Raw genomic sequence first — 25,850 nt, 5'->3', positions numbered from 1 at the left:
CGGTCCTCGAGGTCGGACGCTCCCGGCTGAAGCACCCGACCTCCACTAGGCTCGGCAGCAAATCACGGCTCGTCAGGAACTGCCGACGGGTCGGCTGGGAGTGGGAGGACACGTGCTGGATCGGGTACGCCGTGCGGTGCGCCGCCGTCGTACGTCGGTGGCCGTCGTCGTGACGGTCGGGCCGCGGCAGGTGCGACACCTCGGCGTGTGCCTGGAGTCGTTGGCCGGCCAGGACGAGCCGCCGTCCGAGATCCTGCTCTGCCCCTGGGGCGGCGTCGGTCCCACCGACCTGCGCGGCATCGAGGGCGTGCGGGTGCTGCTCCCCAACGAGACCGCGAACGCGGCGCGCAATGCCGGCACCACCTCCGCCTCCAGTGACACGCTCCTCTACCTCGAGGCAAATGAGGCCTTGGAGCCTTGGGCGCTGGCCACGCTCGTGGGCGACCTGGCCGCCGCCGAGGACACCCTCTCCGGGCGCGGGGCCACCCTCGGCGCCCGCCTGTGGCGCGCGAAGTCGGCACCGGAGTTCCTCGAGGCGCACGGCCGGTTCGGGCAGGCCGCCCTCGACGCGGCCCCGGCACGCGAGCTGGCCGACCGCACGACGCGCGACACGGACAGCACGTGGTCCACACCGTTCGGCACCGTGCCGGCCGCCTGCGCGGAGATCGGCGAGTTCGCGTGGATGCTGGCCGGGCTGACCAACCCCGACGTACTGGTCCGGGTGCTGTGCCATGACGCCGGCTCGTTCCTCGACGACCTCGAGCACGCCACCGCGGGCGAGACGACCGCCTTCGCCCAGGCGGTCTCGACCGCCCTCGACACCCTGCCCCGCGCCCGGCACCTCGACGTTCCTGTCGAGACCCGGCTCCGCCTGTGGCTGGTGGCCCACGGTCACGCCGCCGCGATGAGCAGGTTCACCGCGGACCGCTGGTTCGACGAGGGCCAGTTCCCGACCCGGCTGGACGGCGAGCGGCTGCTGGCGGTGTTGCCGGTGCCGGGGGTCGACGTCCCCGACGACGTGTTCGAGATCCGCCCCCGGCTGGAGGTATCGCTGCGCCGGGTGCGCCGCGACGGCCACCTCGTGCGGCTCACGGTCTTCGCGGCCTGTCGCTGGATCGACTTCGCCGCGCACCCGCCGCAGTTCCGGGCGCGCATGGCCCACGCCCGCACCGGTGCACGCGTGGCACTGACCCCCGAGAGCCGCCCCGACCGCGCCGCCACCCGGCACTTCCGTCAGGCCTACCAGAACCACGACGCCGCCGGCCTCGAGATCGCCGTCGACCCGAACTGGCTCACGCTGGACGGCCCGTGGACGCTCGAGATCGGCCTCTCCGTGGGCGGTGTGACCCTCTGGGGACGGGCCACGGATCGCGACGCCCGCGGCTCTGCCGGGCTGCCCGACGTCGGCCTGTCCGGGCGCGCGTCCTTCGACAGTCGCCACGGCTTCCGCATCCACCGCGGGGTCAAGCCGGAGCCGCGCCCCGAACCGACCTCGGCGCCGGTCGTCTCGGCCGTCGAGCTGGGGGAGTCGATCGTGCTGCACGGCACCACCCCGGCCGACTTCACCCTCGAGCTCCGCAACGGTGACTGGCGGGTGCCTGCCCGGGTGACCACCAACGGTCGCGACTTCACCGCCGTGGTGCCGCTGCGCCACCAGCCGTGGGAGCTGTCCGCGCGACCCCTCCCCAGTGGCACCTGGCACTTCGCCTGGGCCTCGGCCAGCGCCCACGGCGACCTGCCGATCCCGCGCGACCTTGCCGACCAGACTCCTCGCGAGCGCCTCACCCGCAGCCACCGGATCCGCCTGGTGCGGGGCCTTCGCGACCAGATCCTGGTCGACCTGGCCGCGCCGTTGCGCGAGGACGAGCTCGGCCCCTGGGCGCAGGCCCGCCTCCGGGCGACGTACGCCGCGACGACCGCACCCCTCGACCCGAACCTCGTCGTGTTCCACAGCTACGCCGGCTCCGGGACCACCGACAGCCCGCGGGCGATCTTCGACGAGATGCGCCAGCACCGCCCGGAGCTGCGGGCCGTGTGGGGCGTGGCCGACCACAGCGTCCCGGCGCCCGTGGGCAGCCGGCCGGTGCTGATCCGCAGCCGCGGGTGGTACGACGTGCTGGCCCGCGCGGGAACCGTCGTGACGAACATCGAGATGAACCGCTTCTTCCGCACGAGGCCCGGCCAGCGACTGGTGCAGACGTTCCACGGCTACCCCTCCAAGGCGATGGGCACCGGCCTGTGGCGGGCGAAGAACTTCTCGCCGCTGCGCCTGGAGTCCCAGCTCGACAACACCGCCCGGCAGTGGACGGTGGCGTGCGTGCCGAGCCCCGAGATGGAGCTCCACTACCGCGAGCAGTACGGCTTCGACGGCACCTACCTGAACCAGGGCTACCCGCGCGACGACGTACTCGTGGGCCCGGCGGCCGAGTCACTGCGCGAGCTGGCGCGTGACCGTCTGGGCATCGCGCCCGGCCAGAGCGCGATCCTCTACGCCCCCACCTGGCGCGACGACCTGGCCACCAACTACCGGGCCGCGCCGATGCATCAGCACCTCGACGTGGCGCGGATGGCCGAGCGGCTCGGCCCCGACCACGTGGTGCTGCTGCGCGGCCACCGGTTCCACCACCCGCCCGGGTCGGGCGCGCGGGTGCTCGACGTGTCGGCGTACCCCGAGATCAACGACCTGATCCTGGCCGCCGACGTGGCCGTGCTCGACTACTCCTCGCTGCGCTTCGACATGGCGCTCACCGGCAAGCCGATGGTGTTCCTGGTGCCCGACCTCGTCGACTACGCCGACGAGAAGCGGGGCTTCCTGTTCCCGTTCACCAACTCGGCACCCGGGCCGCTGGTCGACACCACGGAGCAGGTGATCGACCTGGTCCGCGACGTGCCGGCGCTGACCGCCGAGTGGGCGTGGGCGATCGACGAGTTCAACGCGACGTACAACGCCTGGCAGGACGGTCGCTCGGCCGCCCGGGCCGTCGACCTGCTCTTCCCCCGGTAGGTCAGATCTCGTCGTCGGCCAGGGCCAGCGGGTCCGACTTGCGGACGTCGATGACGTGGCCGGTCTGGCGGGCCAGCAGCACGTCGAGGGCCGCGGTGGCCACGACCGTCGACTCCAGCAGCGTGGAGGGGTCCTCCTCGCCGAAGGCCTTCGTGCGCATCGGCGTGCCGGTGCGCTCCGGGTTGATGCAGTTGACCCGCACCTCGCCGGCCCACTCGTCGGCCAGGGCCTGGGTGAGGTTCACGACCGCGGCCTTGGCCGAGGAGTAGAGCGAGTAGCCGCTCCGACCGCGGGTGTACGACGAGCTGGTGAACAGCAGCAAGGACCCGCCGGAGGCCCGCAGGTGCGGGTAGAACTCCTGGGCGATCAGCACGGGGGCCACGTAGTTGATCTCGGTGGCCGCGTAGATCGTCTCCTCCGACGTCTCCGCCAGCTGGCCGCGGGGGAGCACCCCGGCGGTGTTGACCACGAAGTCGATGCGGCCGTCGGACTCCATCACCTGGCGGGCCGCCTTGGCGACGTCCTCGCGCCGCTCGATGTGCGTGCGGCTGCCCGAACGGCTGAAGCCGTGGACCGTGCAGCCGTAGGACCGGGCCAGCTCGACGAGGTCCAGGCCGATGCCGTACGACGCACCGAAGACCACCATCGTCTTGCCGGCCAGGGCGTCGCGGTACTCCTGCTCCGTGCGCGGTGCCGGCAGGTCGGTCGAGGTCAGCTGGAACAGCTTGTCGGCCAGGTAGACGTCGATCGGCTCGGTGACCTTCATGTTGCGGTCGTCGCCGGCCACGATCCCGATCGGTACGTCGGGGGTGTAGCGGAGCACCACCGTGCAGTCGTCGGTGGCCTCGAAGTCGGGGTCCTTGCCGGCCTCGTCGTACGCCCGACGGATCACGGACGCCTTGAAGCACTGGGGCGTCTGGCCGCGGCGCAGTCGGGCCCGCGGCGGGATGTTGCTGATGATGCCGTTCTCGTCGAGCTCGACGATCGTGTCGGCGGACGGGATCGCGGTGTCGACCGCGTCGTACTTCTCGAGCGCCTCGAAGCAGTCGCTGATGATGCGGTCGGTGACCATCGGGCGGACCGCGTCGTGGAAGAGGAGGTTGGCCTCCTCGTCGGGGATCGCGCGGATCGCGCGGAGCGTGGTGTCGTTGCGCGTCTCGGCGCCCTCGAGCACCTGGGTGACCTTGGTGTAGCCGCCGGTGCGGATCATCGCGTGCACGGCGTCGAGGTGGCCCTGCGCCATCAGGATGATGATCTCGTCGACCATCGGGTGGGCGTCGAGGGTGGCCAGCGTGTGCTCCATGATCGGCCGCCCGGCGATCTTGATGAGCTGCTTGGGGATGTCGAGGCCGACGCGTGTGCCCACGCCTCCGGCCAGGAGTACTGCGATGTTCTTCACCAAGCTCCTCGAGGTCGGACCGCCGTGGCGGCCCCGGTTGCGGCCGGTCACAGGATAGACGTGAATAGGGTCCCGCCGGGTCGGCGGTTATCCTGACCGACGTTCTTTAGTCCCGCCGGAAGGCTGCACGTGCCCGACACCCTGAGCCCGTTGACCGTGAAGGCGAAGGCGACAGCGACGCTGGTCCGCACCGACATCCAGGCCCTCCGAGCACTGGCCGTCAGCCTGGTCTTCCTGTTCCACCTCTGGCCGAACCGGATGACCGGCGGCTTCGTCGGCGTCGACGTCTTCTTCGTGATCTCGGGCTTCCTGATCACCTCGCACCTGCTGGCGCACCCGCCGACCGGTGCCAAGGACCTGCTGGGCTTCTGGGCGCGTCGCATCCAGCGGCTGCTGCCGGCGTCGCTGCTCGTGCTGGCGCTCTCCGTGGTGGGCAGCCGGATGTTCGCGCCCGAGACCGAGTGGGGGAGCACCGCGGCCCAGATCAAGGCCGCGACCCTCTACTACGTCAACTGGAACCTCGCCTCCAGCTCGGTCGACTACCTCGCGGCCGAGGCTGCCCCGTCGCCGGTGCAGCACTACTGGTCGCTCTCGATCGAGGAGCAGTTCTACCTCGGCTGGCCGATCCTGCTCCTGCTGCTCTTCGTGCTGGCGCGGGTCCTCAAGCGCCCGGCGACCCGGGTCGTCGTACCCGGTCTGGCCCTCGCCGTGGCCGCCTCGCTGGTCTACTCGATCACCGAGACCGCCTCGAACCCGGCCGCCGCCTACTTCGTCACCCCCACCCGCATCTGGGAGCTCGGGCTCGGCGGCGTGCTGGCCGGCCTGCTGTCGCGGCGCGCGTTCGGCCGCGACGTCGACCACGAGCACGTGCTGATCCCCGAGGCGGCCCGCTCCGCGGTCGCCTGGCTCGGCTTCGGGGCGATCGCACTGACCGCGTTCACCTACACCGGCAGTACGCCGTTCCCGGGTTGGCAGGCCCTGTTGCCGGTGCTCGGCACGGTGGCCGTCATTGCCGTGGACGCGCCGTTGAAGCGGCATTCGCCCGGACCGATCCTGGCGTGGAAGCCGATCCAGTTCCTCGGCGACATCTCCTACTCGGTCTACCTCTGGCACTGGCCGATGGTCGTGCTGGTGCCGCAGGCCACTGGCCACCCGCTGACCCTCGAGAACAAGCTGGCGATCATCGTCGTCACCCTCGTGCTCGCCACCCTGACGAAGTACTTCATCGAGGACGTCTTCCGGCAGGCCCGGTTCCGCAAGCCGCTGTTCAAGCCGTTCCTGGCGATGGTGCTCGCAATGGCACTGGTCTGGGGCGCCGCCCACACGCTCGACCGCTACTTCGAGAAGCAGCAGGACCAGGCCCGCCAGGCACTCTCCGACGCCAAGGGCAGCGACGACCCCTGCTTCGGCGCGGCCTCGCTCGCCGACGGGTCACAGTGCCCGCGCATCACCGAGGGTCCGGTCGTCCCCGCGCCGAACCTGGCCATCGACGACAAGTCCGACGCCTACCGCGACGGTTGTTGGGAATGGATCCCTTTCGACGGCCTCAAGACGTGTGAGTACGGCGACGAGGCGTCCGACGTACACATCGCGCTGGTGGGCAACTCGCACGCCGGGCACTGGCTTCCCGCGCTGCAGGTGGTCGCCGAGAACCAGGGCTGGCACATCACCACGATCCTTGCCTCCGAGTGCACCGCGACCCGCACCAAGGTCGAGTTCAAGACCGACGAGGAGTCCGAGGGCTGCCTCGACTGGGGCCAGCGGGTGCTCGACACGACCGCGAAGGGCGACTTCGACGTCGTGGTCACCTCCGAGCGCAACGGTCGCAAGCCCGTGGACGCCGAGGACGGCAACGAGCAGGAGCTGTGGGAGCAGGGCTACCGCGACTACCTCTCCGACTGGATCGCCCAGGGCCAGCGCGTCGTGGTCATCCACGACACCCCGCTGCCCGGCTCCACCGACGTGAACGGCCCGGAGTGCACGGCCGAGCACGAGGACGGCCTGGGTGCCTGCACCGGCCTCCGCAAGGACTGGGTGCCGAACGACGCCCTCGCCAACGCGGCCGAGGACATCGACGACCCGATGGTCTCCGTCGTCGACCTGACCGACCGCATCTGCGGCCCGAAGTACTGCGACGTCGCCGTCGGTGGGGTCGCGGTCTACTTCGATGCCTCGCACATCACCGCGACGTACTCCGAGACGCTCGGCCCGTTCCTCGGCCGTGACCTCGTGCCGATGGTCGAGAAGTCCCTCACGAAGAAGCGCTGACCCAGCACACCCCTCGAACCGTGGATTCTTGATGCGCGAACCGTGCGTTCTTGCGCGTCGAACACCGGAATCTTGGTGGATGCAGCGAGATCGCGTTCAGCGGTAGCCCAGGGCTGTCCTGACCCCTTCGCCGAGCCTTCCGCTACCGCTGAACGCGAAAGGCGGCGCTGCGTTCACCAAGAACCCGGTGCTCGCGCATCAAGAATGCACGGTTCGCGACAGGCGGAGGACGAGCTGGCGGGTTCGGCGTACGAGCACGACGACGCTGAGGTCGTCGGAGGCCGGGTCGTCGGAGGCCGGGTCGCCGGCGGTCAGCGCCACGGGCAGGCGCTGCCAGAGGTCAGGCGCCACGGTGAGGGAGTCCGGGGTGCCGAGGAGCAGGTCGCCGTCGGGCAGGTCGGCCAGTCCGAAGCCGATCCGGGTGACGTCGCCACCGGGCTCGTCGCCACCGGGCTCGTCGTGCGCCGGCTCGACGAGAGCCGGCTCGACGTACGTCGGCTCCAGGTCGGTGGTCTCGTGCCGCAGTGCGGCCGGGCGTCGGCCGTCCGGTGTTTCCATGGTCAGCACGAGCGTCCCGTCGGTCAGCTCGACGTCGCGGAGAACCGCGTCAGCGAGCTCGTCACCGGAACCCGCGTTGTCGGGGCTGACGGTGAGGTGGAGGCCGAGCGCACCGGAGAGCGCGGGGGTGACGGAGCCGGAGCCCACCTCGACCGGACGCAGGTGGTGTCCGGCAGATCCCTCGACGGCGGCATGCACGGTGCCCTCGCGGACGACGCCCTGCTGCGAGACCTTCAGGTGCAGGACCCAGGTCGTGTCCGGGTCCGTGCCGAGCTCGGTGGCGGGCACGTCGACCTGGAACGCCGCGTGGTCGTAGCTGGCGTTGAGGTGACTGGTCCAGACGTTCGCCGCCGGGTCGGCGTACTGCTCCACCGACAGCGGGACCGTGCGGCCGGTCGACGGGTCGTGCAGCCAGGCCTGCGTCTGCGGGGCCTCGTGGGAGCAGTCCAGGGCACGGATCGCAGCGAAACCCGAGATGCGCACGGTGCCGGGGGCCGGTGAGTGCACCGACCTGACGGCGGCGATCAACCCGGTCTCCTGCTCCGACATCTGCCAGAGCTCGTCGGGGACGTCGGCCAGGCTGGGCTCGCGGACCGCGAGGACGAGCCCGTCACGCACCTCCGTGCGGGGCAGGCGTCCCCGGGTCTCGATCCGCTCGTCGACCGCGGCCAGGTCGCTCCAGCGCCCCTGCGCGCACAGCCACCCACGCAGACGGTTCACCTGGGGCACGGCCAGCCACGTCTCCGTCGAGGCGCGGTCCAGGAACGTGCGGTACGTCGCGCTCAGCACGTTGCGGTACATGTCGTTCCCCACCAGCCCGTGTGCGAGGAACGGCGGGAAGTCGACGCTCAGGCAGCGGCCCACCCACGCGGCGTACACCGCCGGCGGGGCCTCGGCGAGGAGCAGCTCGCTGGCCTCCTCCTTCACCGCGATCCGGTCGAGGAGGTTCTCGAGGTTCGCCTTCTGCTGCCCGGTGGAGGTGTTGTCCTCGCGGACCCGCCAGTTGTAGGTGACGTTGGTCAGCAGGTCGAAGCGCTCCGCCCGGACGTACGCCGCCAACCCGGGCACGTGGTCCTCGTAGGCGATGTGGCCGCGGTACGCCGGCACCCGATCGACCCAGAACGCAGTCCGCACCACCCGGTTGCAGGCGATGATGTCCTGCATCGCGACCGGCGTCTCCTCGATCGTGGTGCCGAGACGGTCGACGAGGTGGGCGTCACGGAAGGCGACGCCCAGGTTCTTCCCGGCGGCGACCCGTCGGGCGGCCCCGACCACGAAGTCGGACCCTGTCTCTCGCAGCACGCCGACCATGTGGGCGTACGCGCGCGGCGGCACGGTGTCGTCGGCGTCGCAGAACGTGAGGAACTCACCGCGGGCCTGGGCGGCCGCCACGTTGCGGGCGATGCCCTGACCGGAGTTGGCCTGCGTGATCACCCGCAGCCGTGGGTCACGACGGGCGCGGTCACGCAGGATCTCGGGGGAGGAGTCCGTGGAACCGTCGTCGACGGCGATGACCTCGAGCTCGGACAGCGTCTGGCCCAGCACGCTGTCGAGGCACTCGGGCAGGTACGCCGCCACGTTGTAGACCGGGATGACGACCGTCAGGACCGGGTTGCTCGCGGCCAGGCGTCGGCGTACGGCCCGGCGCACCTTGCCGGGAGCCGCGCGCACTCCTTCGGCGGCCACGCTCAGCGGGCTTCGCCGTGGGAGGGGAGCAACATCGGAGCCTTTCGCGAAGTTCGGGGCGCCGGAGGTGATCCGGCCGCCGCGACCGCACTCTAACAGCGGCGGTACGCCGGATCAGGAGTGCAGAGGCGGTCGACCGGGAGCCGGGCCCGGGGTCGGCCGACGTGACCCGGGGTGGCACCTCCGACGAAGCGGGTGGCGTCTCTGGCAAGGTGGGTCAATTCGAAGAGCAGGGCCGAGCCATCACGCAGAGCAGACTGGAGAACGCATGCCGGACCGGGACGCCGGACTGACCGGGGAAGTACGACGACGGGCCGGGGCGGTCGCACGGCGGGTGCGGACCCGGCTTCGCGAGGCCCGTCCGAACACAGGCGCTCCACAGGTCCTCGGTGTCGTCGAACGAGTCGGTCGCAAGCAGCTCGCCGGATGGATCTCGGTGCCGGCCGGCACCCCGCCGACGCCGGTGACGCTGCACGTCGGCCACGTGCAGCTCTCGTCGACGTACCCCACCGCGGGCGGATCGATGGACGGCATGGCGGTCTCGTGGAGCGACGAGGGTCGCGCCGAGGACCAGGTGCCCGTGAAGCGGGGGGTGGCCGCTGGACCGCGTGAGGGCCGGCGCAACTCACCCGACGAGATCCGCACGTTCTCGTTCCAGATCCAGGGCGTCTGGGCCTTCATGCAACGCAGACACCAGCTCACCGTGCGCCACCTCGACCAGGCGCTTCCGATCGTCGGCCACGGCACCTACCTCTCCCCGCGCAGCAACGGCGACCTGACCCCCGAGGACCTCGCAGAGCGGGTCGCCGACGGCCACGTGCTCACCCAGTTCGGCCACATCACGCTGTCGAAGAAGGTCGACACCGAGTGGCAGGCCGCGATGATGGGCCTCTACCGGCGCACCGCCGAGGTCGTCGGCGAGCGGTTCGGCCACGACGTGTTCGCGATGTACGGCACGCTGCTCGGCGCCGTGCGTGAAGGCGGCTACATCGGCCACGACGCAGACTTCGACTGCGCCTACGTCTCCGGTCACACCACTGGACCAGAAGCGGCGGCCGAGCTGGTCGAGATCGCCCTCGCACTGCTCGAGGCCGGACTCCACGTCGACCTGCGCCACCGCATGCTGCACATCCACGACCCCGACCAGCGCCGCCTGCGCATCGACCTGTTCCACCTCTTCTTCGACGACGACGAGCGGCTGCGCTGCCCGTGGGGCGTGGCCGGCACGAGCACCCTCACGCGCGGCGACTGGACGGGCACGAAGGCCGTCGACTTCCCCGGCGGCCGGGTGCTGGTGCCGGCCAACGCCGAGCAGATGGTCGAGCACGTGTACGGCGACGACTGGCGGCTGCCCAAGCCTGGCTTCAACTGGACCCTGAGCCGCACCGACGTGGCCGACGACGCCACGTTGAGCGACGCCCAGCGCTCCCGTGTCTACTGGGCCGCCTTCTACGCGCGCAACAGCTTCGCCGACGGGTCGACCTTCTTCGACCTCGTCTCCGCGCGACCCGACCTGCCCGGCACCGTCGTCGACATCGGCTGCGGCGACGGTCGCGACTCACGGGCGTTCGGCGCCGCCGGCCGACGGGTCGTGGGCCTGGACCAGTCCGTGGTGGCCATCGACCACGCCACCCACGGGGCCACGGAGGCGGGCCTGGAGCGGGTGGCGTTCGTGGTGTGCGACGTGGCCGTGCCCGGCGCACTGGAGGCCAGCCTCGAAGAGGTCATCGCAGGCGCTGAGGGCCCGGTCGCGTTCTACCTCCGCTTCTTCCTGCATGCCGTCCACGAGCAGGTGCAGGACGTCGTCCTCGACGCGATCGCCTCCACTGCGCGCCCGGGCGACCTGTTCGCCGCCGAGTTCCGCACCGACAAGGACGAGGCGAACGCCAAGATCCACGGCAACCACTACCGCCGGTTCCAGTCCGCCGAGACGTTCCGCAGCTCCCTCGAGGAGCGCCACGGCTTCGAGGTGCTCTACGACATCGAGGGCACCGGGCTGTCGCCGTACCGCAACGAGGACCCGGTGCTCTACCGGGTGATCGCGCGCCGTGGGTCGGCCTGACGAAGCGTCGTCAGCCCCGGCTGCTCCACTCGATGCGCTGGGGGCCGTCGGTCGTGACGACGGCGCCGCCGCACGCCTCGACGAGTGCGTCGAGCGCGACGTCGGCCGACAGGTCGCGAGTGCCGTCGGGGATCGCCGGCAGGTCGCCGGGCGCGCGCAGGGTGCCCGCCTCGGGCCGGTCGTCGAGCTGGTGCCCGTGCTCGACCGCGATCGCCTCGCCGGACTCCAGGCACCGCAGTACGTCGCGCCAAGCCGCCTCACGGGTGGTGCCGATCTCGGCGCGCGCGAAGTCGGCCTCGAGCGGCCAGTACGACTCCTGCCACTCGCGCAGCGTCGGCGGAACCCCGGGGTCGGAGAGCAGCAGGCCGAGTGACTCCTGGCCGGAGATCGGGTCGACGTGCACGATGCGCGGGCGGCCGTCGTCATCGGCCTGTACGACGTGGGTCGGCACGTGGGAGAGCCAGTCGACGGCCACCACGATGCCGTGGAACCCGGTGGGGAGGTCGGGTCGGAGCGAGACGCCGGGAAGCAGCCCGGAGAGCGAGGGGGCCAGCGTGCCGGCCGCTCCGAGCAGGGCGACGGACGAGTGCTGGCGCAGTCGGGGCAGCAGGAAGTCCACGAGCTCGTCGCGGTCGCGTTCCAGCGCCACCGGCTGGGTGCGCAGGTAGCCGTCGGGGCCGTAGAGCGCGGAGTCCCAGGCCTGTTTCCACGTCGGTTGGGCGGTCCGGGGAGGCAACGCGGGCATGCCGAGACTGGTGGTGCTCATGGTCAAGGAGGTTACGCGGGCTGTGATCCATCCCACCGACCGGCTTGTTCCCAGCCGGAAACGATCGGCGTAGCCTCGTTGTTGCAATCAACTGAAGGCACACCGTCTGGTACCCACACCGGCCAGCCCCTCGCACGAGGAGCAGGAAATCGGAGGGACTGGAACGAAAGGCTTGCAGCACATGTCTGAACCGCTCCGTATCGGCGTGGTCGGCGCAGGACGCGTCGGCGCCGTACTCGCATCCGCGCTCCGCACCGCGGGCCACGAGATCGTGGCCGTCGCCGGTGAGTCCGACGCCTCCCGCAGCCGCATCGACGCGCTGCTGCCCGGTGTCGTCGTCGACAAGCCGAGCGCCGTGGCCCGGGCCTGCGACGTCCTCCTGCTCACCGTGCCCGACGACATGCTCGACAACGTCGTGCAGATGCTGTCCGCCAGCGGTTCCCTGCGCGACGGCCAGTTCGTCGTCCACACCTCCGGCCGGCACGGCCTCGAGGTGCTGGCTCCGGCCACCGCCCTCGGCGCCCGCGCCGTGGCCCTGCACCCCGCGATGACCTTCACCGGCACGGAGCTCGACCTCGACCGGTTGCACGACATCGTGTTCGGCGTGACCGCCGGTCCGGCCGAACGCCGCTTCACCGAGTCCCTGGTCGCCGACCTCGGCGGCCGCCCGATGTGGGTGCCGGAGGACAAGCGGATCCTCTACCACGCCGGTCTCGCCCACGGTGCCAACCACCTCGTCACCCTCGTCGCCGAGGCGATGGAGATGCTGGTCGCCGCCGGTGGCGACGACCCGGCCGGCACCCTCCGCCCGCTCCTCGAGGCGGCCCTCGACAACGCGCTCAACCACGGCGACGCTGCGCTGACCGGCCCGATCGTGCGCGGTGACGTCAACACCGTCCGTGCACACCTCGTCGACCTCGCGGTCTCGGCGCCGCAGACCGTGCCGTCGTACGTCGCGATGGCCCGCGCCACGCTGTCCCGCGCGGTCTCCGACGGCCGCCTGCTGCCGATCCGTGCAGCCACGCTCACCCGCGTCCTCGACGGCGCCGTCGCGACCACGCTCCCGGTCGCCGGAGTCGTCCGGCGATGACCTCCACCCCCGTTCTCGCGAGCACCCGCGAGGAGCTCCTCGGCCTGCTCGCCGACGCCCGCGGCGCCGGCAAGCGGGTCGGCTTCGTGCCCACCATGGGTGCGCTCCACGTCGGGCACGCCTCCCTCATGGAGGCGGCCCGGGCCGAGGTCGGCGACGGCCCCGTCGTCGTCTCGATCTTCGTCAACCCGCTCCAGTTCGGCGCCGGGGAAGACCTCGACCGCTACCCCCGCACCCTCGACGCCGACCTGGCGCTGTGCGGCGAGCACGGTGTCGACATCGTGTTCGCGCCGGCCGTCGACGAGGTCTACCCCGGCTCGGTCGACGGTGTCGTCGAGCCGCAGGTGACCCTCGACCCGGGGCCGCTCGGCTCGATCCTCGAAGGCGCCACGCGGCCCGGCCACTTCCGCGGCGTGCTGATCGTGGTCGCCAAGCTCTTCGGCCTGGTCCGCCCCGACGTGGCGGTCTTCGGGCAGAAGGACTACCAGCAGCTCGCCCTGATCCGTCGCATGGTCGACGACCTCTGCATGGGCATCGAGGTGGTCGGCGGCGAGACCGTCCGCGAGCCCGACGGCCTGGCCCTGAGCTCGCGCAACCGCTACCTCGAGCCGGCCGACCGCGAGCACGCGGTCGCCCTGTCCCGCACACTCCTGCGGGCCCGCGAGAACGCGATGTACGGCGCCGACTCGGCCCTGGCCGCGGCCCGCGCCGAGCTGCGCGCCTCCGACGGCGTCGACCTCGACTACCTCGTGATCACCGGAACCGACCTGGGCCCGGCCCCCGCACACGGTGAGGCCCGGGTGATCATCGCCGCCCGCGTGGGCAGCACCCGCCTGATCGACAACATGCCCGTCCACCTGGGCACCGCCGACCACCCGGAGCCGTCCGCGGCTCTCCGAACTCCGTAACCAACAAGGGAGACAGCACATGCTGCGCACCATGATGAAGAGCAAGATCCACCGCGCGACCGTCACCCAGGCGGACCTGCACTACGTCGGGTCGGTCACGGTCGACGAAGACCTCCTCGACGCCGCCGACCTGCTCTCCGGCGAGCTGGTCCACATCGTCGACGTCACCAACGGCGCCCGCCTCGAGACCTACACGATCGCGGGAGAGCGTGGCTCGGGCGTCATCGGCATCAACGGTGCCGCAGCCCGCCTCGTGCACCCGGGTGACGTGGTGATCCTGATCGGCTACGGCCAGATGGACACCGCCGAGGCCAAGGAGTACAAGCCGTCGGTGGTCTTCGTCGACGCCGACAACAAGGTCCTGGCCACCGGGTTCGACCCGGCCGAGGCGCCCGAGGGGTCCGGCCTGCTGCGCGGCGACGTCACGGCCAGCCGCTAACCTGCCCGAATGGCCCTCCTCGAGAACGCCGGACTGGCGGGACGCCTCAGTGCCCCCGAGCCCGGTTGGACCACGCGCTCAGACGTCGTGGTCATCGGCTCCGGCATCGCCGGGCTCACCGCTGCCCTGCGCATCCATGCCGCCCTCCGGGAGAGGCCCGACGACGACGGTGCCACGGTCCTCGTGGTCACCAAGGACGTCCTCAACGCCGGCTCCACACAGTGGGCCCAGGGCGGCATCGCCGCCGCGCTCGGCCCGGGCGACACCCCCGAGCAGCACGAGCGCGACACCCTCGTGGCCGGCGCCGGGGCCTGCGACACCGACGCCGTACGCGTCCTGGTCACCGAGGGGCCCGATGCGGTGCGCGAGCTGATCGCCCTCGGCACCAACTTCGACCACCACGACGGCGTGCTCTCGCTGACCCGTGAGGGCGGCCACCACCGCGACCGCATCGCGCACGCCGGCGGGGACGCCACAGGTGCCGAGATCCAGCGCGCGTTGATCGCCGCGGTCGAGGCCGCCCCCGAGATCGAGGTCATCCAGCACGCGCTGGCCATCGACCTGATGCGCGCGGCCGACGGCGGCGTCGCCGGGGTGACCCTGCACGTGATCGGCGAAGGGCAGCGCAACGGCGTCGGCGCCGTGCGCTGCCGCGCGGTGGTGCTGGCCAGCGGCGGCCTGGGCCAGGTCTTCGCCCAGTCGACCAACCCGTCGGTCTCCACCGGCGACGGCATGGCGCTGGCCCTGCGCGGAGGAGCCGCGCTGCGCGACCTCGAGTTCGTGCAGTTCCACCCCACCGTGATGTACCTCGGCCCCGAGTCCCGCGGCCAGCAGCCGCTGATCTCCGAGGCGGTCCGGGGCGAGGGCGCGTTCCTGGTCGACTTCGAGGGCAACCGGTTCATGCAGGGGCAGCACGAGCTCGCCGACCTGGCGCCGCGCGACGTGGTGGCCAAGGCGATCACCCGCCGCATGCACGAGACCGGCAAGGCCCACATGTGGCTCGACGCCCGCCACCTCGGCGAAGAGTTCTGGGAGAAGCGCTTCCCGACGATCCTCGGGGTCTGCCGCTCCCACGGCGTCGACCCGATCAGCGAGCTGATCCCGGTGGCTCCCGCACACCACTTCGCCTCGGGCGGCGTGGCCACCGACCTGTTCGGTCGCTCCGACGTGGCCGGCCTCTACGCCACCGGCGAGGTCGCCTGCTCGGGCGTGCACGGCGCCAACCGGCTGGCCTCCAACTCGCTGCTCGAGGGCCTCGTGTTCTCGCGCCGCATCGCCGACGTACTGCCCGGCGAGCTGCGGCCGTGGGCGGACCCGGTCGACGACGACCGGGAGGCGCACGTCGCCTCGGCCGCCTGCCGCCCCGAGATGCAGACCCTGATGACCGAGTACGTCGGCGTGCTGCGCAGCGAGGACGGCGTCCGCAAGGCCCTCGCCGAGCTCCCGGCGCTGGCCGCCACGACCGGCGAGGAGGGGGTGGAGGCCTGGGAGGCGACCAACCTGCTGACCATCGCCACCGCCCTGGCGCAGGCCGCACTCGGCCGCCGCGAGACCCGCGGGTCGCACTGGCGCGAGGACTTCCCCGAGCGCGACGAGGCGTGGTCCGGCCACTTCGACGCCCACCTCGTCGGTGACGACCTCGACGTCACGTTCCACCCGGCGCCCTCGACCGACCCGTCCCACCCCGCCGAGCCGGCAGGAGCCCGCCCATGAGTGCCGTCGACCGCATCGTCGCCCTGCCGTGTGACGACATGCCCGCCAACCTGGCCGTCGAGCTCGGTGAGGCGGGCCTCGAGGCTCGGGCGATCCACCGCGCGGTCGTCGCGGCCCTCGCCGAGGACCTCCCCGGCGACGACGTGACCAGCTGGGCGACCATCCCCGCCGACCAGGTCGAGACCGCCGACTTCGTGGCCCGCGAGGACGGCACCGTGGCCGGCCTGGCCCTCGGGGAGCTGGTCTTCCGCTACGTGATGGGCAACGACATCACGGTCGAGCGGCCGGTCAGGGACGGCACCCGGGTCAGCAAGGGCGACGTGCTGCTCACCGTCACCGGCCCCACGGCGTTGCTGCTGACCGCCGAGCGCACCGCCCTGAACTTCACCTGCCACCTCTCCGGCGTCGCGTCGGCGACCGCCGACTGGGTGCGTGCGCTCGAGGGCACCGGCGCCCGGGTCCGCGACACCCGCAAGACCATTCCCGGCTGGCGTGACCTCGAGAAGTACGCCGTCCGCGCCGGCGGCGGGGTCAACCACCGGCACTCCCTCTCCGACATGGCACTGGTCAAGGACAACCACGTCGTGGCTGCCGGCGGGGTCGTCGAGGCCTACAACCTGATCCGGGCGCGCTACCCCAAGGTGCCGGTGCAGGTGGAGGTCGACTCGCTCGACCAGCTGCGCCAGCTGCTCGAGATCGGGGTCGACCGGATCCTGCTCGACAACATGGACCCGGCCACCCTGCGGGAGGCGGTCGCGCTGACCGCGGGCCGGGCCACCCTCGAGTCCTCCGGCGGGCTGACCCTCGAGGACGCCGCCGAGTACGGCGCCACCGGGGTCGACTTCCTGGCCGTCGGTGCGCTGACCCACTCCGCCAGGGTCATGGACATCGCGATGGACCTACGGCCGTGACGGTCCTGGCCGCCGACATCGGCAACAGCCACACCGTGCTCGGCCTCCTCGACGGCGGACAGGTCGCCGCCCACTGGCGGGTCTCCACCGACGAGCGCCGCACCTCCGACGAGTGGGCCGTCCTCGTGCGCGGCCTCGTCTCCGGCGCGATCGACGAGGCCGACCTGACCGGCATCGCGGTGTGCTCGACAGTGCCCGCCGTACTCCACGAATGGCGCGAGATGCTCACCGGCCACTACCCGACGGTGCCGGCCGTCGTGGTCGAGCCCGGCATCCGCACCGGGGTCCCGGTGCTGATGGACAACCCTCGCGAGGTCGGCGCCGACCGCATCATCAACGCCCTCGCCGCGGCACAGCTGTACGACGGCCCGACGGTGGTGGTCGACTTCGGCACGGCGACCACCTTCGACGTGATCAGCGCCAACGGTGAGTACGTCGGTGGCGCGATCGCGCCCGGCCTCGAGATCTCCCTGGAGGCGCTGGGCCGGCGTGGTGCACAGCTGCGCAAGGTCGAGATCCTGCGGCCGCGCACCGTGATCGCCAAGAACACCGTCGAGGCCCTGCAGTCGGGCATGCTCTACGGCTACTCCAGCATGGTCGACGGCCTGACCACCCGCATGATCGCCGAGCTCGGCGAGCCGAGCGAATCGGTGAACGTCGTGGCGACGGGCCACATGGCGCCGATCGTGCTCGACGAGTGCGGCACCCTGACCTCGTTCGCGCCGCACCTGACACTCATCGGTCTCGAAATCGTTTTCCACCGCAACACCCCGGCGTAGCGCCGGGTAGCCTCCGCCTATGCTTTCGGTCATGAGCGAGGAACTGTCACCGCCGGACGATGCGATGTTCCAAGCCATGCGTGAGGTGCCCGGGGCGGTCCTGCGCACCTACCTGGCACCCGAGGCCAAGGTGATGTTCGAGTCGCTGAACAAGAACGCGTGCACCAGTCTGAAGTGGATGATGGCGGACCTCGCCGGCGAGGACCTCTCCACCTTCAAGGCCGGCTGGAGCGGCTACATCGCGGACTCGGAGGCCGTGCACAACCGTGACCTGTGGCAGGTGTCTCCACGCCTGAGCCAGCTCACTCCCGAAGAGCGTGCCGAGATCCGTCCCGACAACGACTGGTTCATCTTCGCTGTCGTGCGAGACCCGAGGCTCCGATTGTTCTCCGCGTGGCAGAACAAGGTCCTGATGGAGAACCCGCACATCACGCAGTTCCGGAACCGGGACTGGTACCCCCGTCATCCGCTCACCCGCGAGAGCGTCATCGAGGACTTCGCAAAGTTCGTTGCCTTCTTCGAGAACGAGCCCCAGCACATTCTCCGTCGAGACCCCCACTTCCGTGGGCAGGTCGACATGCTGGTCGAGCACGCGATCCCCTACACCCGCGTCTATGAGATCAGCGAGTTCAAGCAGCTCACGAGTGATCTCTCCGAGCACCTGACGAAGGTCGGATACCAGGGCGAGGTGCATGTTCCACGGGCGAACCCGACGCCCCTGCGACCCATCGGGGCGCTCTTCGAGAACGGCATCCGCGAACGCATCGAAGAGCTGTATGCAGATGACTTCGACCGCTTCGGCCACCTCTGGGACTTCTCCCGCACGGAGGCCGCTGAGCCGTGGAGCGACAAGGATCTGGCCGCATGTGAGACCGAGTCGCAGCTCGGCCGGCGTATCGACGAGCTTCACCGACTCGCCCGCACCGAGCGCGCCGAGAACGACCAGTCCCGCAAGCGGATCGCCGCCCTCGAGGACGACGTCGCCCGGTTGTCGGTCAACCCGATCCGCAAGGCCGGAAGCCGGGCCCGGAGGTCGGCCGGCCGGGTCCGCAGGCGTCTGGCGAAAGCCCGCAGGGGCTGACGTCGGCCCGCATGCCTGGGTGGGCCCCGACTCCTAGGTCCTGTCCTGGCCGGCGGCCCGCTGGCGAAGTGCCTGGGTCACCGAACGCAGTGGGCTCGACGCGACGACATCGACGGCCAGGCCGCCACTCTTCAGGGTGACCGCCTCCGCGACGACCTGCCTGAGCCCCTTGCCCACGGTGTGGGTGCCGAGACCGGTGGGCGCCGGAACCGCGAACCTCTCGTGGTGCGGGGGCTGCCCGGCCCGTATGCGGACGATCCATCTTCCGGGCTCGAGGTCGCCGACCGGGATCCGTCCGCTGAACTGCCCGGCGGCGAGTGACACCTCGCGCTCGACCGACTCCTTGTCCTTCCGGGCGATCAGGCTCAGGGGCGCATCGAGATCGAGATCGAGGCGGCCCTCGACCACCAGGTCCCCGGCCTGCCAGGAGACGCGCCAGTCGCGGAGCATCTTGCCGACGCGGTGCTTGCGTTGCCCGACGTCGAGCTTGAGGCGCCGGTCGGGACTGAGGTACGACGCGACGGTCCAGCCGTCCGTGATCTCCCAGTGCAGGAACGGCTCGTCACCGGTGACCGCGTCCTCGCCCAACCGAGTCTGTTGCTCCCGGGTGAGGCCCTCGTGGCTCAGTTGCGTGTGGACGTCCCAGATCGCGTCATGCAGCCGATCGCCGCCGAGCGCGAGCGTGTCGAGGTCGGCCCGGAACGTGTCGCCGTCGCCACGTCGAGCAGTCACCAGGTGGTCGGTGCCGGGTTCGTCTCGACTGTGCAGACGCATGGTGACGGTTCCCACCGAGTCGGCGGGCGTCCGGTCCCAGGCTGCTTCGCCCTCCAGGTGCAGGGTCGCCCCGTTCCAGGAGACAGACGTCAGGTGCTGGCGGAAACCCAACCGCTCGGTGACGTCGTACACCTCGTCGGGGACACCGACGGCAGCGTCGCGGAAGTAGGGGAGAAGCGCGTGTGCCCGACCGTCGCTGATGCCGACCTTCCAGGACCTGTGCCGCACCGACTCGTCGGAGGCGGCGGTGACGAGCTCTTCACGAAGGTCTCGTCCGACCAGGTGGTAGAGGAGCCGCATGTCCGGGCTGAGCCACTTCATGACGGAAGGAGTGAGGTGCTCCGCGACCAGGGCTGCGACCCGCACCAGCAACTCTCGTTGCTCGTTCGGATCGAGCTCCGGCAGGGCGAGCAGGACGCGCTGCAACTCGAGCTGGAAGTGGCGGGCCAACAGGCGGCCCCGTTTGTCGGGGTCGGGAACCTCGCGGACCAGGAGGGCACACATCGACTCGATGACGTCGACCCGGCTGGCGGCCTTCCCGGAGTAGGTGATGTTGCCGCCGTCATCACGAAGGACGACCCAGTAGTACTCGTAGTCCGCGAGGAGGCTGATCTTCGTGGCGCGCAGGTAGGCGAGCACCGCGAACGGCTGGTCGCTGAGCACCGGGAACTCGGTGGGGAACCTGATCTTGTGCTCCTCCACCATGCTCCGCCGGTAGAGCTTCAGGACCGAGATGGACCAGTAGGCCTGTGAGGTGAAGAGGTCGGCGTCCAGGTCCGTCCTGCGGAAGGCCGATGCGCCCACGCCGCGCTCGGAGTCACTGGCCAGGCTGCCCGCGACGACGTCGGATCCTTGCTCGTCGGCGACGGTGACCAGGCGTTCCAGAGCCTCGACGCCGAGGTAGTCGTCAGCGTCGACGAAGTAGACGTAACGCCCGGTGGCGATGTCCAACCCACGGTTGCGCGGGCCCGCGGGGCCGCCGGAGGCGGGGTGGTGCTCGACCCGGTAGAGCCCGTCGTGGGCGAGTGCTCGCCGGTCGGCCTCCTCCGCTGTCCCGTCGGTGGAGCCGTCGTCGATGACGATGATCTCCATCCGGTCGGTGCCGATGGTCTGCGCTTCCAGTGAGTCCAGGCAACGATGGAACCAGGGCAATGCGTTGTACGCCGGGATGATCACACTGACATCGGGCACCGTCATGAACACCTCACTGCGGGATGGAGCAGCAAGGGTAGCCGTCTGGCGCCCCCGCGAGCGGGCGGGATCAGAGCAATTCCACCTGCGGTCCGGCACACCGGTTCCGGGTGTCGAGGACGTAGGTCTCCGAGGCCGACAACAGGTCGTAGTCGAACTGGTCGTGGTCGGTGAGCAGCACGGCTGCGTCGGCCCACGCCAGGCTGTCGGCGTCCAGGGCGGCCCGCACGACGCCCCGGGGCATCAGGCTGTCCTCGGTGAACGGCTCTGCGACGCGCACGTCGGCTCCCAGTGCCTGCAGCTGCTCGAGCACCGTGAGTGCGGGGGACTCGCGGATGTCGCCGACGTTCTTCTTGTAGGCGAGCCCGAGGACGAGCACCTTGGCGCCGTTGACCGCGAGCCGACGTCTGTTCAGGCCGGCCTGCAGCCGGGACACGACGTAGTCGGGCATGTGGTCGTTGATGTCGTTGGCCGCTGCGATCATGCGGATGTCGCCCCGCGAGGTCTGGCGCACCTGCCACAGGAGGTAGGAGGGGTCGATCGGCAGGCAGTGCCCGCCGACGCCCGGCCCGGGAGTGAACCTCATGAAGCCGAAGGGCTTGCTGTCGGCCGCGTCGATGGCCTCCCAGACGTCGACGCCGAGGTCTCTCGAGACCGTGGCGATCTCGTTGACCAGTGCGATGTTCACGTGCCGGAACGTGTTCTCCAGGAGCTTGGTCATCTCGGCCGTGCGGGTGCTCGACACCGGGACGGTCTGCTCGACGAACAGGTCGTAGAACTGCTGCACCCTGGACAGGGACTCGTCGTCGACACCGGAGACGACCTTGGGCGTGTTGGTCAGGCCGAAGGTCGGGTTGCCCGGGTCGATGCGTTCGGGGCTGTAGCCGAGGAAGAAGTCCTTGCCGGCGGTCAGGCCGCTGCCGGCTTCCAGGATCGGCAGCAGCAACTGGTCGGTGGTCCCGGGGTAGGTCGTCGACTCGAGGATGATCGTGGCACCGGGAGTGATGTGGGGCGCAATCGCGCGGCCGGACTCCTCGACGTAGGTCAGGTCGGGTGCTCCCTGGCGCAGCGGCGTCGGGACCGTGATCACGCAGACGTCGAACGCGGTGATCCCGGTCCAGTCGCTGGTCGCGGTGTAGCGACCGGTGGTGAGCGCGTCGTTCAACTCTTCGGAACTGACGTCCTCGATGAACGAGTCGCCTGCACGCAGGCGCTCGACACGAGCGATGTCGGTGTCGATCCCGATCACGGTGCAGCCCGCACGCACTGCGCCCATCGACACGGGAAGTCCGACGTACCCCTGGCCGACGACGGCCACTGTGGTCATCTTGATGCCCTCCTGTGCCGTGGTCATCGGGATCCGTCCGTGTCGCGCCTGCGTTCGATCCTCGCCAGCCAGATGCCGCGGAGCACGGCGACGTGCTCGTCGGCGCTGGCCGGCAGCTGGGCGACGCGTTCGAACGTCTCGTCGTCGACGGTGCCGCGGAGTGCGTCGAGCAGGTCGTGGTCGCGGCGGGCCACCTCCGCGGGAGGGCCGGGGTCGGTGCGTTCGCCCGTCTTGCGCGGCACCAGTTTCCGCCATCCGGTGGGCGAGGGTCGTGCCGGCGGGTTCGCGACTGCGTCGAACGCCTTGCTGAGCCGGTCGAGCTCGGTGCGGACACGCTCCGCGGACGCGTCGGCGATCTCGTCGACCTTCGTCATCAGGTCGGGGGCCAGGTCATCGCGCAGAGCCAGTCGGTGCAGCTCACCGAGGAACCGGTGGTAGTAGTCCATCGTGTAGTGCACCTCGAAGGGCCCCCACGGGTGCTCCTTGAAGGAGGTGTACGACTCGCCGCCGAGGTCGATGCTGTCCCAGCCGTACGACGTGCTGGCGTACTTGTTGAGGCGGGCCCAGAAGTCGTTGCCGCGGACGTGCGTGAGCCTGACCTCCTTGTTGACCGGGTGCAGCCGTCCCGGGATCGGCAGGTGGGGCCGCATCACCTCGGTGGCGTTGAAGCCGCAGTGCACGATGACCCGGGTGGTGGGGCAGTGCTCGGTGACGAACGCAGCGAAGCGGTCCATCGCCTCGGTCCACAGCTCGAAGTAGGCATCGGCGTCCGCCTGCCAGCTCAGCACCTCGGTGCGCTCGTCGTCGATGAGCCGCTGGTAGAGGTCTGTCTTGTGGATCCGCCACCGGTTGTTGGTCACGAAACGGCCATCGGCCATGCGTAGCACGCCGAAGTGCACGTCACCGAAGAAGTCGAGGATCAGGATCTCCGGCGGATTCTCCGCAATGAGGCCCAGGATCTCGCGATTGAGGTCTGAGGCGACGTTCCACAGGCCGTACGGCTTCATCGGCTCGAGTGGTTCCCAGGGCTCGTCCACCGGCGGTGACATCAGGGCGATCATCGAGCTCTGGTTGGTGGTCGCCCCGACCTCGAACCACTGCTTGTAGTCAGCGTTGAACCGGGAGTTGAAGTTGTCGCGAGTGATGCAGCTGCCCATCACCACCACGACGCGGGGGTCGCTCATGGTCGGACCACCGTCGCGGGCATCTGCGGCGTCGGCTCCGCAGGGAGCCTCGACCGGTTGCCCTCGGTGAGCTTCACGTGGGCCACGACCCGCTCGCAGCACTTGCCGTCGCGCTCCTGGAAGCTGGCGTCGATGCGGGCCTGGTACGCCGGCAGGGGATCCGGGCCGTGGTCGAGGGCCTCGATGGTGGCGGCCACCGCTGAGTCCTTGTCCTCCTCGACCGGACCGAAGCCGTCACGGGGGTACTCGAAGTAGCCGGCCCGACCGACGTGGCCACCGCCGAGCACCGTGTCGGCGTCGAACTGGAAGTAGACGACCGGGCGCTGCAGGTAGGCGGCATTGAACGCGATCGAGGAGAAGTCGGTGACCACGGCGCGGGCGCGGGCGAACAACTCCTGCGGGTCACCGCCCTCATAGGACAGCGGGAGCACGTGGTCGGGCAGTTGCATCATCGGCAGCAGCGGCTGGAGGTTGGGGTGCGGCAGGAACCCGAGCTTCAGCCCGTGTCGCCGGCACGCCTCGGCCAGCTTGTCGTCGCAGATGTAGGACATCCACTGCTGCACGAAGTCGGACTCGAGCAGCGAGCTGTCCAGCTCGCGACGCTGGCTGCCCTTGATCACCGGCGGCAGCAGTCCGTTTCGCCACGTCGGGGTGACCAGCAGCAGATCGCGCTTGTCCGGGGGGAACCGCAGGCCGACCTCGCGCAGCCGGTCGAAGCGCGGCAGTCCGGTCAGGGCGACCTCACGGGTGGTGAAGACGTACGGCGTGTGGTCGCCGGCGATCGAGGCCATCTCCTGGCGAGTGCTGACCACGAAGGTGTCCATCTCCTTGGGGTCCAGCCACGAGGAGATGTCGTCCTTGATCACGCCGTGCTGCAGGAAGTGGAAGCGCCAGTTTCGGGGCGTGAACTCGGTGATCTCCGCCGGTGCCACGACTGCGGCGTCCGCGTGCGACGACAAGAGGTGCTTCGCGTGGGCGAGCAGGAGCCGCCACTGCAGCGAGCCGTAGGCAACCAGACGGTCGCCGTGACCCTCCTTGCGGAACCGCTCCCACTCCTTGCCGCCCTTCTCGAGGACGAACCAGGCGTTGATCTCGGGATGGTTGGCACGCAGGTACCGGAACAGGATCTCGCCACTGTCGGCCGCGTCATGCACCCGGTCCATCAGCACCCAGGCGTCGGCGTACTTCTTGCGGACCCGCGGCGTCCGCATCAGCTTCTGGGCGATCTTGCCCTGCCTGGACTCGGGCTTCTTGATCTGCAGGTGCTTGGGGACCCGGCTGCGGGCGCGCTGCGACAGCGGGCTGCCGAACCAGCGGATCTGCCCCGGCGGCGCGACTCGTGTCGGTCCGTACGGGCGTTCGTAGACGATGTCGACAGCGGCGCCGTCGAGGTCGAGCTGCAGGGACCTGTTGGCGGGCAGCCACACGGAACGCTCGTGCATCAGTGTGCGACCGTAGAACTCGAGGTCGCGGATCTTGGCGTGCAGCGGCTCGATCGGCTCACCGTTGGCACGCCACACCTCGGTCGGCAGATCCCCGGTGTAGAAGTACGACGCCTTGACGATGACCTGGTCCACGTCGAACTTCTTGAGGTGGACGAACGGGTCGTGCCACGGCTGCTCCTCGTAGCCGTGCGCGAGGACCAGTCGGGTCTGCCCGGGCACCGTCGGCGGGACGTAGCGCAACGCCTCGTCGACGTCGATCTGCCCGAGGATCTCGGCGGCCACGGCGTGGAACTCATCCGTGATGGGGCCCCCCTGTGGGCGGCCGGTGGAAGCCGCGTGGGAGTCGGTCGCCTTGAAGTACCAGTGCAGCTCGTAGAGGAGGAAGGACTCCAACCAGCGCGGAACCCGGCCGTGCAGCTCTCGCGCGCGCTCGACCAGGTCGAGGTAGCCGAGCTTCGGGACGACGTTGTAGCGGCCGGGGTGTGCCTGCGCGGTCTGCAGGGTGGAGCTGTCGTCGGCGCGCTTGCGGTAGTGGTAGCGGGCAGCGTCGAGGAACCCGACCCGCGGCTGGTCGAAGCTGAGCAGGTAGCGCGAGTTGAAGTGACCGTCCTCGAAGTTCGGCCGGATCCGGCCGTCGAACTCGAGTCCGAGGTCACGGATCCGGTCGAGCCTGAAGAACGTCGCAGGCGAGCTGCCGTGGAACCGCTCGGGGTTCAGGGACAGATCGACGTAGGGGTTGGCGTGGAACATCGAGCGCAGCGGGTGCCGGTCGGTGACCTTGTCCTCGGCCTCGTTCCAGATCAGCCGGTGCGTGGCCGCCATGTGGGCATCGGGGTGCGCCTCGATGAAGTCCGCCACCACCTGGAGGTACTTGTCGTTGACGGTGTCGTCAGGGTCGGGGAAGGTGATCCATTCGCCGTGGGCGGCCTTGATGCCGGTGTTGCGAGCGGCTCCCTGGCCGGCGTTCTCCTGGGTGATGACCCGCACGGTCTTCGGATGCCTGTTCGCCCACTCGGCGAGGAGACGCGGCGACTCGTCCGTGGACCCGTCGTCGATCATCAGGATCTCCACGTCGTCGAGGCCGTGGGTCTGGCGCTCGATCGAGGCGATGAAATCGGGCAGGTAGGGCGCGACGTTGTAGACGGCACTCACGATCGAGAAGAGGGGACGCGCCTCATTGCTCATAGGTGCAGGGTTCCTTCCGGGTCTGATCTGTGGTGCGTCTGGCGAACTCGTCGTACGGCGGCTGGGAAATCACCCTAGGG

The 25,850-nt window shown here is 70.3% G+C and carries 17 protein-coding genes; 10 read left to right on the top strand and 7 right to left on the bottom strand.

Going from position 1 to position 25,850, the window contains the following annotated elements; all coding sequences use genetic code 11:
• Nucleotides 1–112: 112 nt before the first annotated feature.
• Nucleotides 113–3,004 (top strand): CDP-glycerol glycerophosphotransferase family protein, encoded by a 2,892-nt coding sequence (locus ASD30_RS25000; protein ID WP_056688782.1) that lies wholly within the window; start codon nucleotides 113–115, stop codon nucleotides 3,002–3,004.
• Nucleotide 3,005: 1 nt separating this feature from the next.
• Here ASD30_RS25000 and ASD30_RS24995 read toward each other — a convergent pair whose 3' ends face one another.
• The gene (locus ASD30_RS24995) at nucleotides 3,006–4,403 is read right to left on the bottom strand and encodes a bifunctional cytidylyltransferase/SDR family oxidoreductase (protein ID WP_235529970.1); all 1,398 of its coding nucleotides are present in this window, start codon (nucleotides 4,401–4,403) and stop codon (nucleotides 3,006–3,008) included.
• Nucleotides 4,404–4,532: 129 nt separating this feature from the next.
• Between ASD30_RS24995 and ASD30_RS24990 the strand changes: the two genes are divergently transcribed.
• Nucleotides 4,533–6,671 (top strand): acyltransferase family protein, encoded by a 2,139-nt coding sequence (locus tag ASD30_RS24990; protein ID WP_056688776.1) that lies wholly within the window; start codon nucleotides 4,533–4,535, stop codon nucleotides 6,669–6,671.
• A gap of 198 nt (nucleotides 6,672–6,869) precedes the next feature.
• On the opposite strand, the gene ASD30_RS24985 is transcribed toward ASD30_RS24990, so the two are convergent.
• Entirely contained in the window at nucleotides 6,870–8,915 is a 2,046-nt protein-coding gene (locus tag ASD30_RS24985; RefSeq protein WP_056688773.1) for a glycosyltransferase family 2 protein, read from the bottom strand.
• Between the two features lie 268 nt (nucleotides 8,916–9,183).
• Here ASD30_RS24985 and ASD30_RS24980 point away from each other — a divergent pair, with 268 nt between their 5' ends.
• On the top strand, nucleotides 9,184–10,977 hold the full coding sequence (locus tag ASD30_RS24980; protein ID WP_056688769.1) for a class I SAM-dependent methyltransferase: 1,794 nt from the start codon (nucleotides 9,184–9,186) through the stop codon (nucleotides 10,975–10,977).
• A 10-nt stretch (nucleotides 10,978–10,987) separates the two neighbouring features.
• Here ASD30_RS24980 and ASD30_RS24975 read toward each other — a convergent pair whose 3' ends face one another.
• The gene (locus tag ASD30_RS24975; protein ID WP_056688766.1) at nucleotides 10,988–11,743 is read right to left on the bottom strand and encodes an SAM-dependent methyltransferase; all 756 of its coding nucleotides are present in this window, start codon (nucleotides 11,741–11,743) and stop codon (nucleotides 10,988–10,990) included.
• A gap of 181 nt (nucleotides 11,744–11,924) precedes the next feature.
• Between ASD30_RS24975 and ASD30_RS24970 the strand changes: the two genes are divergently transcribed.
• From ASD30_RS24970 to ASD30_RS24940, 7 genes are read left to right on the top strand one after another with little or no spacing between them, the layout of a single operon-like run.
• Entirely contained in the window at nucleotides 11,925–12,833 is a 909-nt protein-coding gene (locus tag ASD30_RS24970) for a Rossmann-like and DUF2520 domain-containing protein (RefSeq protein WP_056688763.1), read from the top strand.
• Complete coding sequence (panC, locus tag ASD30_RS24965; protein ID WP_056688761.1) at nucleotides 12,830–13,741, top strand: pantoate--beta-alanine ligase; 912 nt, start codon at nucleotides 12,830–12,832, stop codon at nucleotides 13,739–13,741. Before ASD30_RS24970 ends, panC begins: the two co-directional genes overlap by 4 nt.
• Nucleotides 13,742–13,760: 19 nt before the next feature.
• Nucleotides 13,761–14,180: an aspartate 1-decarboxylase gene (panD, locus tag ASD30_RS24960; protein WP_056688758.1), complete on the top strand. Its 420-nt coding sequence runs from the start codon at nucleotides 13,761–13,763 to the stop codon at nucleotides 14,178–14,180.
• A gap of 9 nt (nucleotides 14,181–14,189) precedes the next feature.
• Nucleotides 14,190–15,893, top strand: coding sequence for an L-aspartate oxidase (locus tag ASD30_RS24955; protein WP_056688755.1), 1,704 nt, complete (start codon nucleotides 14,190–14,192; stop codon nucleotides 15,891–15,893).
• Nucleotides 15,890–16,804, top strand: coding sequence for a carboxylating nicotinate-nucleotide diphosphorylase (gene nadC, locus ASD30_RS24950; protein WP_082564162.1), 915 nt, complete (start codon nucleotides 15,890–15,892; stop codon nucleotides 16,802–16,804). Before ASD30_RS24955 ends, nadC begins: the two co-directional genes overlap by 4 nt.
• Complete coding sequence (locus ASD30_RS24945) at nucleotides 16,801–17,583, top strand: type III pantothenate kinase (protein ID WP_056688752.1); 783 nt, start codon at nucleotides 16,801–16,803, stop codon at nucleotides 17,581–17,583. The genes nadC and ASD30_RS24945 overlap by 4 nt, the downstream gene beginning before the upstream one ends.
• Nucleotides 17,584–17,614: 31 nt before the next feature.
• Nucleotides 17,615–18,664, top strand: coding sequence for a sulfotransferase family 2 domain-containing protein (locus ASD30_RS24940; RefSeq protein WP_162251056.1), 1,050 nt, complete (start codon nucleotides 17,615–17,617; stop codon nucleotides 18,662–18,664).
• Between the two features lie 33 nt (nucleotides 18,665–18,697).
• Here the strand turns inward: ASD30_RS24940 and ASD30_RS24935 are convergent, their stop codons facing one another.
• The 4 genes from ASD30_RS24935 to ASD30_RS24920 form a co-directional block, all read right to left on the bottom strand.
• Nucleotides 18,698–20,635, bottom strand: a complete 1,938-nt coding sequence (locus tag ASD30_RS24935) for a glycosyltransferase family A protein (protein ID WP_056688747.1) — start codon at nucleotides 20,633–20,635, stop codon at nucleotides 18,698–18,700.
• A 64-nt stretch (nucleotides 20,636–20,699) separates the two neighbouring features.
• A complete protein-coding gene (locus ASD30_RS24930; protein ID WP_200951250.1) occupies nucleotides 20,700–21,983 on the bottom strand; it encodes a nucleotide sugar dehydrogenase in 1,284 nt (427 codons plus the stop codon).
• Nucleotides 21,980–23,140: a DUF6270 domain-containing protein gene (locus ASD30_RS24925; protein WP_056688744.1), complete on the bottom strand. Its 1,161-nt coding sequence runs from the start codon at nucleotides 23,138–23,140 to the stop codon at nucleotides 21,980–21,982. Before ASD30_RS24925 ends, ASD30_RS24930 begins: the two co-directional genes overlap by 4 nt.
• The gene (locus tag ASD30_RS24920; RefSeq protein ID WP_056688741.1) at nucleotides 23,137–25,770 is read right to left on the bottom strand and encodes a bifunctional glycosyltransferase/CDP-glycerol:glycerophosphate glycerophosphotransferase; all 2,634 of its coding nucleotides are present in this window, start codon (nucleotides 25,768–25,770) and stop codon (nucleotides 23,137–23,139) included. The genes ASD30_RS24925 and ASD30_RS24920 overlap by 4 nt, the downstream gene beginning before the upstream one ends.
• Between the last annotated feature and the right edge of the window lie 80 nt (nucleotides 25,771–25,850).

The sequence above is a fragment of the Nocardioides sp. Root140 genome (assembly GCF_001426745.1).
GTDB lineage: Bacteria > Actinomycetota > Actinomycetes > Propionibacteriales > Nocardioidaceae > Nocardioides.
This window is presented reverse-complemented; position numbering and strand designations above follow the sequence as displayed.

Bases quoted from the DNA above. Each gene is read 5' to 3' on its own strand.
- ASD30_RS24980 (WP_056688769.1), top strand. From the start codon at position 9,184: ATGCCGGACCGGGACGCCGGACTGACCGGGGAAGTACGACGACGGGCC.
- ASD30_RS24975 (WP_056688766.1), bottom strand. From the start codon at position 11,743: ATGAGCACCACCAGTCTCGGCATGCCCGCGTTGCCTCCCCGGACCGCC.
- ASD30_RS24970 (WP_056688763.1), top strand. From the start codon at position 11,925: ATGTCTGAACCGCTCCGTATCGGCGTGGTCGGCGCAGGACGCGTCGGC.
- panC (WP_056688761.1), top strand. From the start codon at position 12,830: ATGACCTCCACCCCCGTTCTCGCGAGCACCCGCGAGGAGCTCCTCGGC.
- panD (WP_056688758.1), top strand. From the start codon at position 13,761: ATGCTGCGCACCATGATGAAGAGCAAGATCCACCGCGCGACCGTCACC.
- ASD30_RS24955 (WP_056688755.1), top strand. From the start codon at position 14,190: ATGGCCCTCCTCGAGAACGCCGGACTGGCGGGACGCCTCAGTGCCCCC.
- nadC (WP_082564162.1), top strand. From the start codon at position 15,890: ATGAGTGCCGTCGACCGCATCGTCGCCCTGCCGTGTGACGACATGCCC.
- ASD30_RS24940 (WP_162251056.1), top strand. From the start codon at position 17,615: ATGAGCGAGGAACTGTCACCGCCGGACGATGCGATGTTCCAAGCCATG.
- ASD30_RS24935 (WP_056688747.1), bottom strand. From the start codon at position 20,635: ATGACGGTGCCCGATGTCAGTGTGATCATCCCGGCGTACAACGCATTG.
- ASD30_RS24930 (WP_200951250.1), bottom strand. From the start codon at position 21,983: ATGACCACGGCACAGGAGGGCATCAAGATGACCACAGTGGCCGTCGTC.
- ASD30_RS24925 (WP_056688744.1), bottom strand. From the start codon at position 23,140: ATGAGCGACCCCCGCGTCGTGGTGGTGATGGGCAGCTGCATCACTCGC.
- ASD30_RS24920 (WP_056688741.1), bottom strand. From the start codon at position 25,770: ATGAGCAATGAGGCGCGTCCCCTCTTCTCGATCGTGAGTGCCGTCTAC.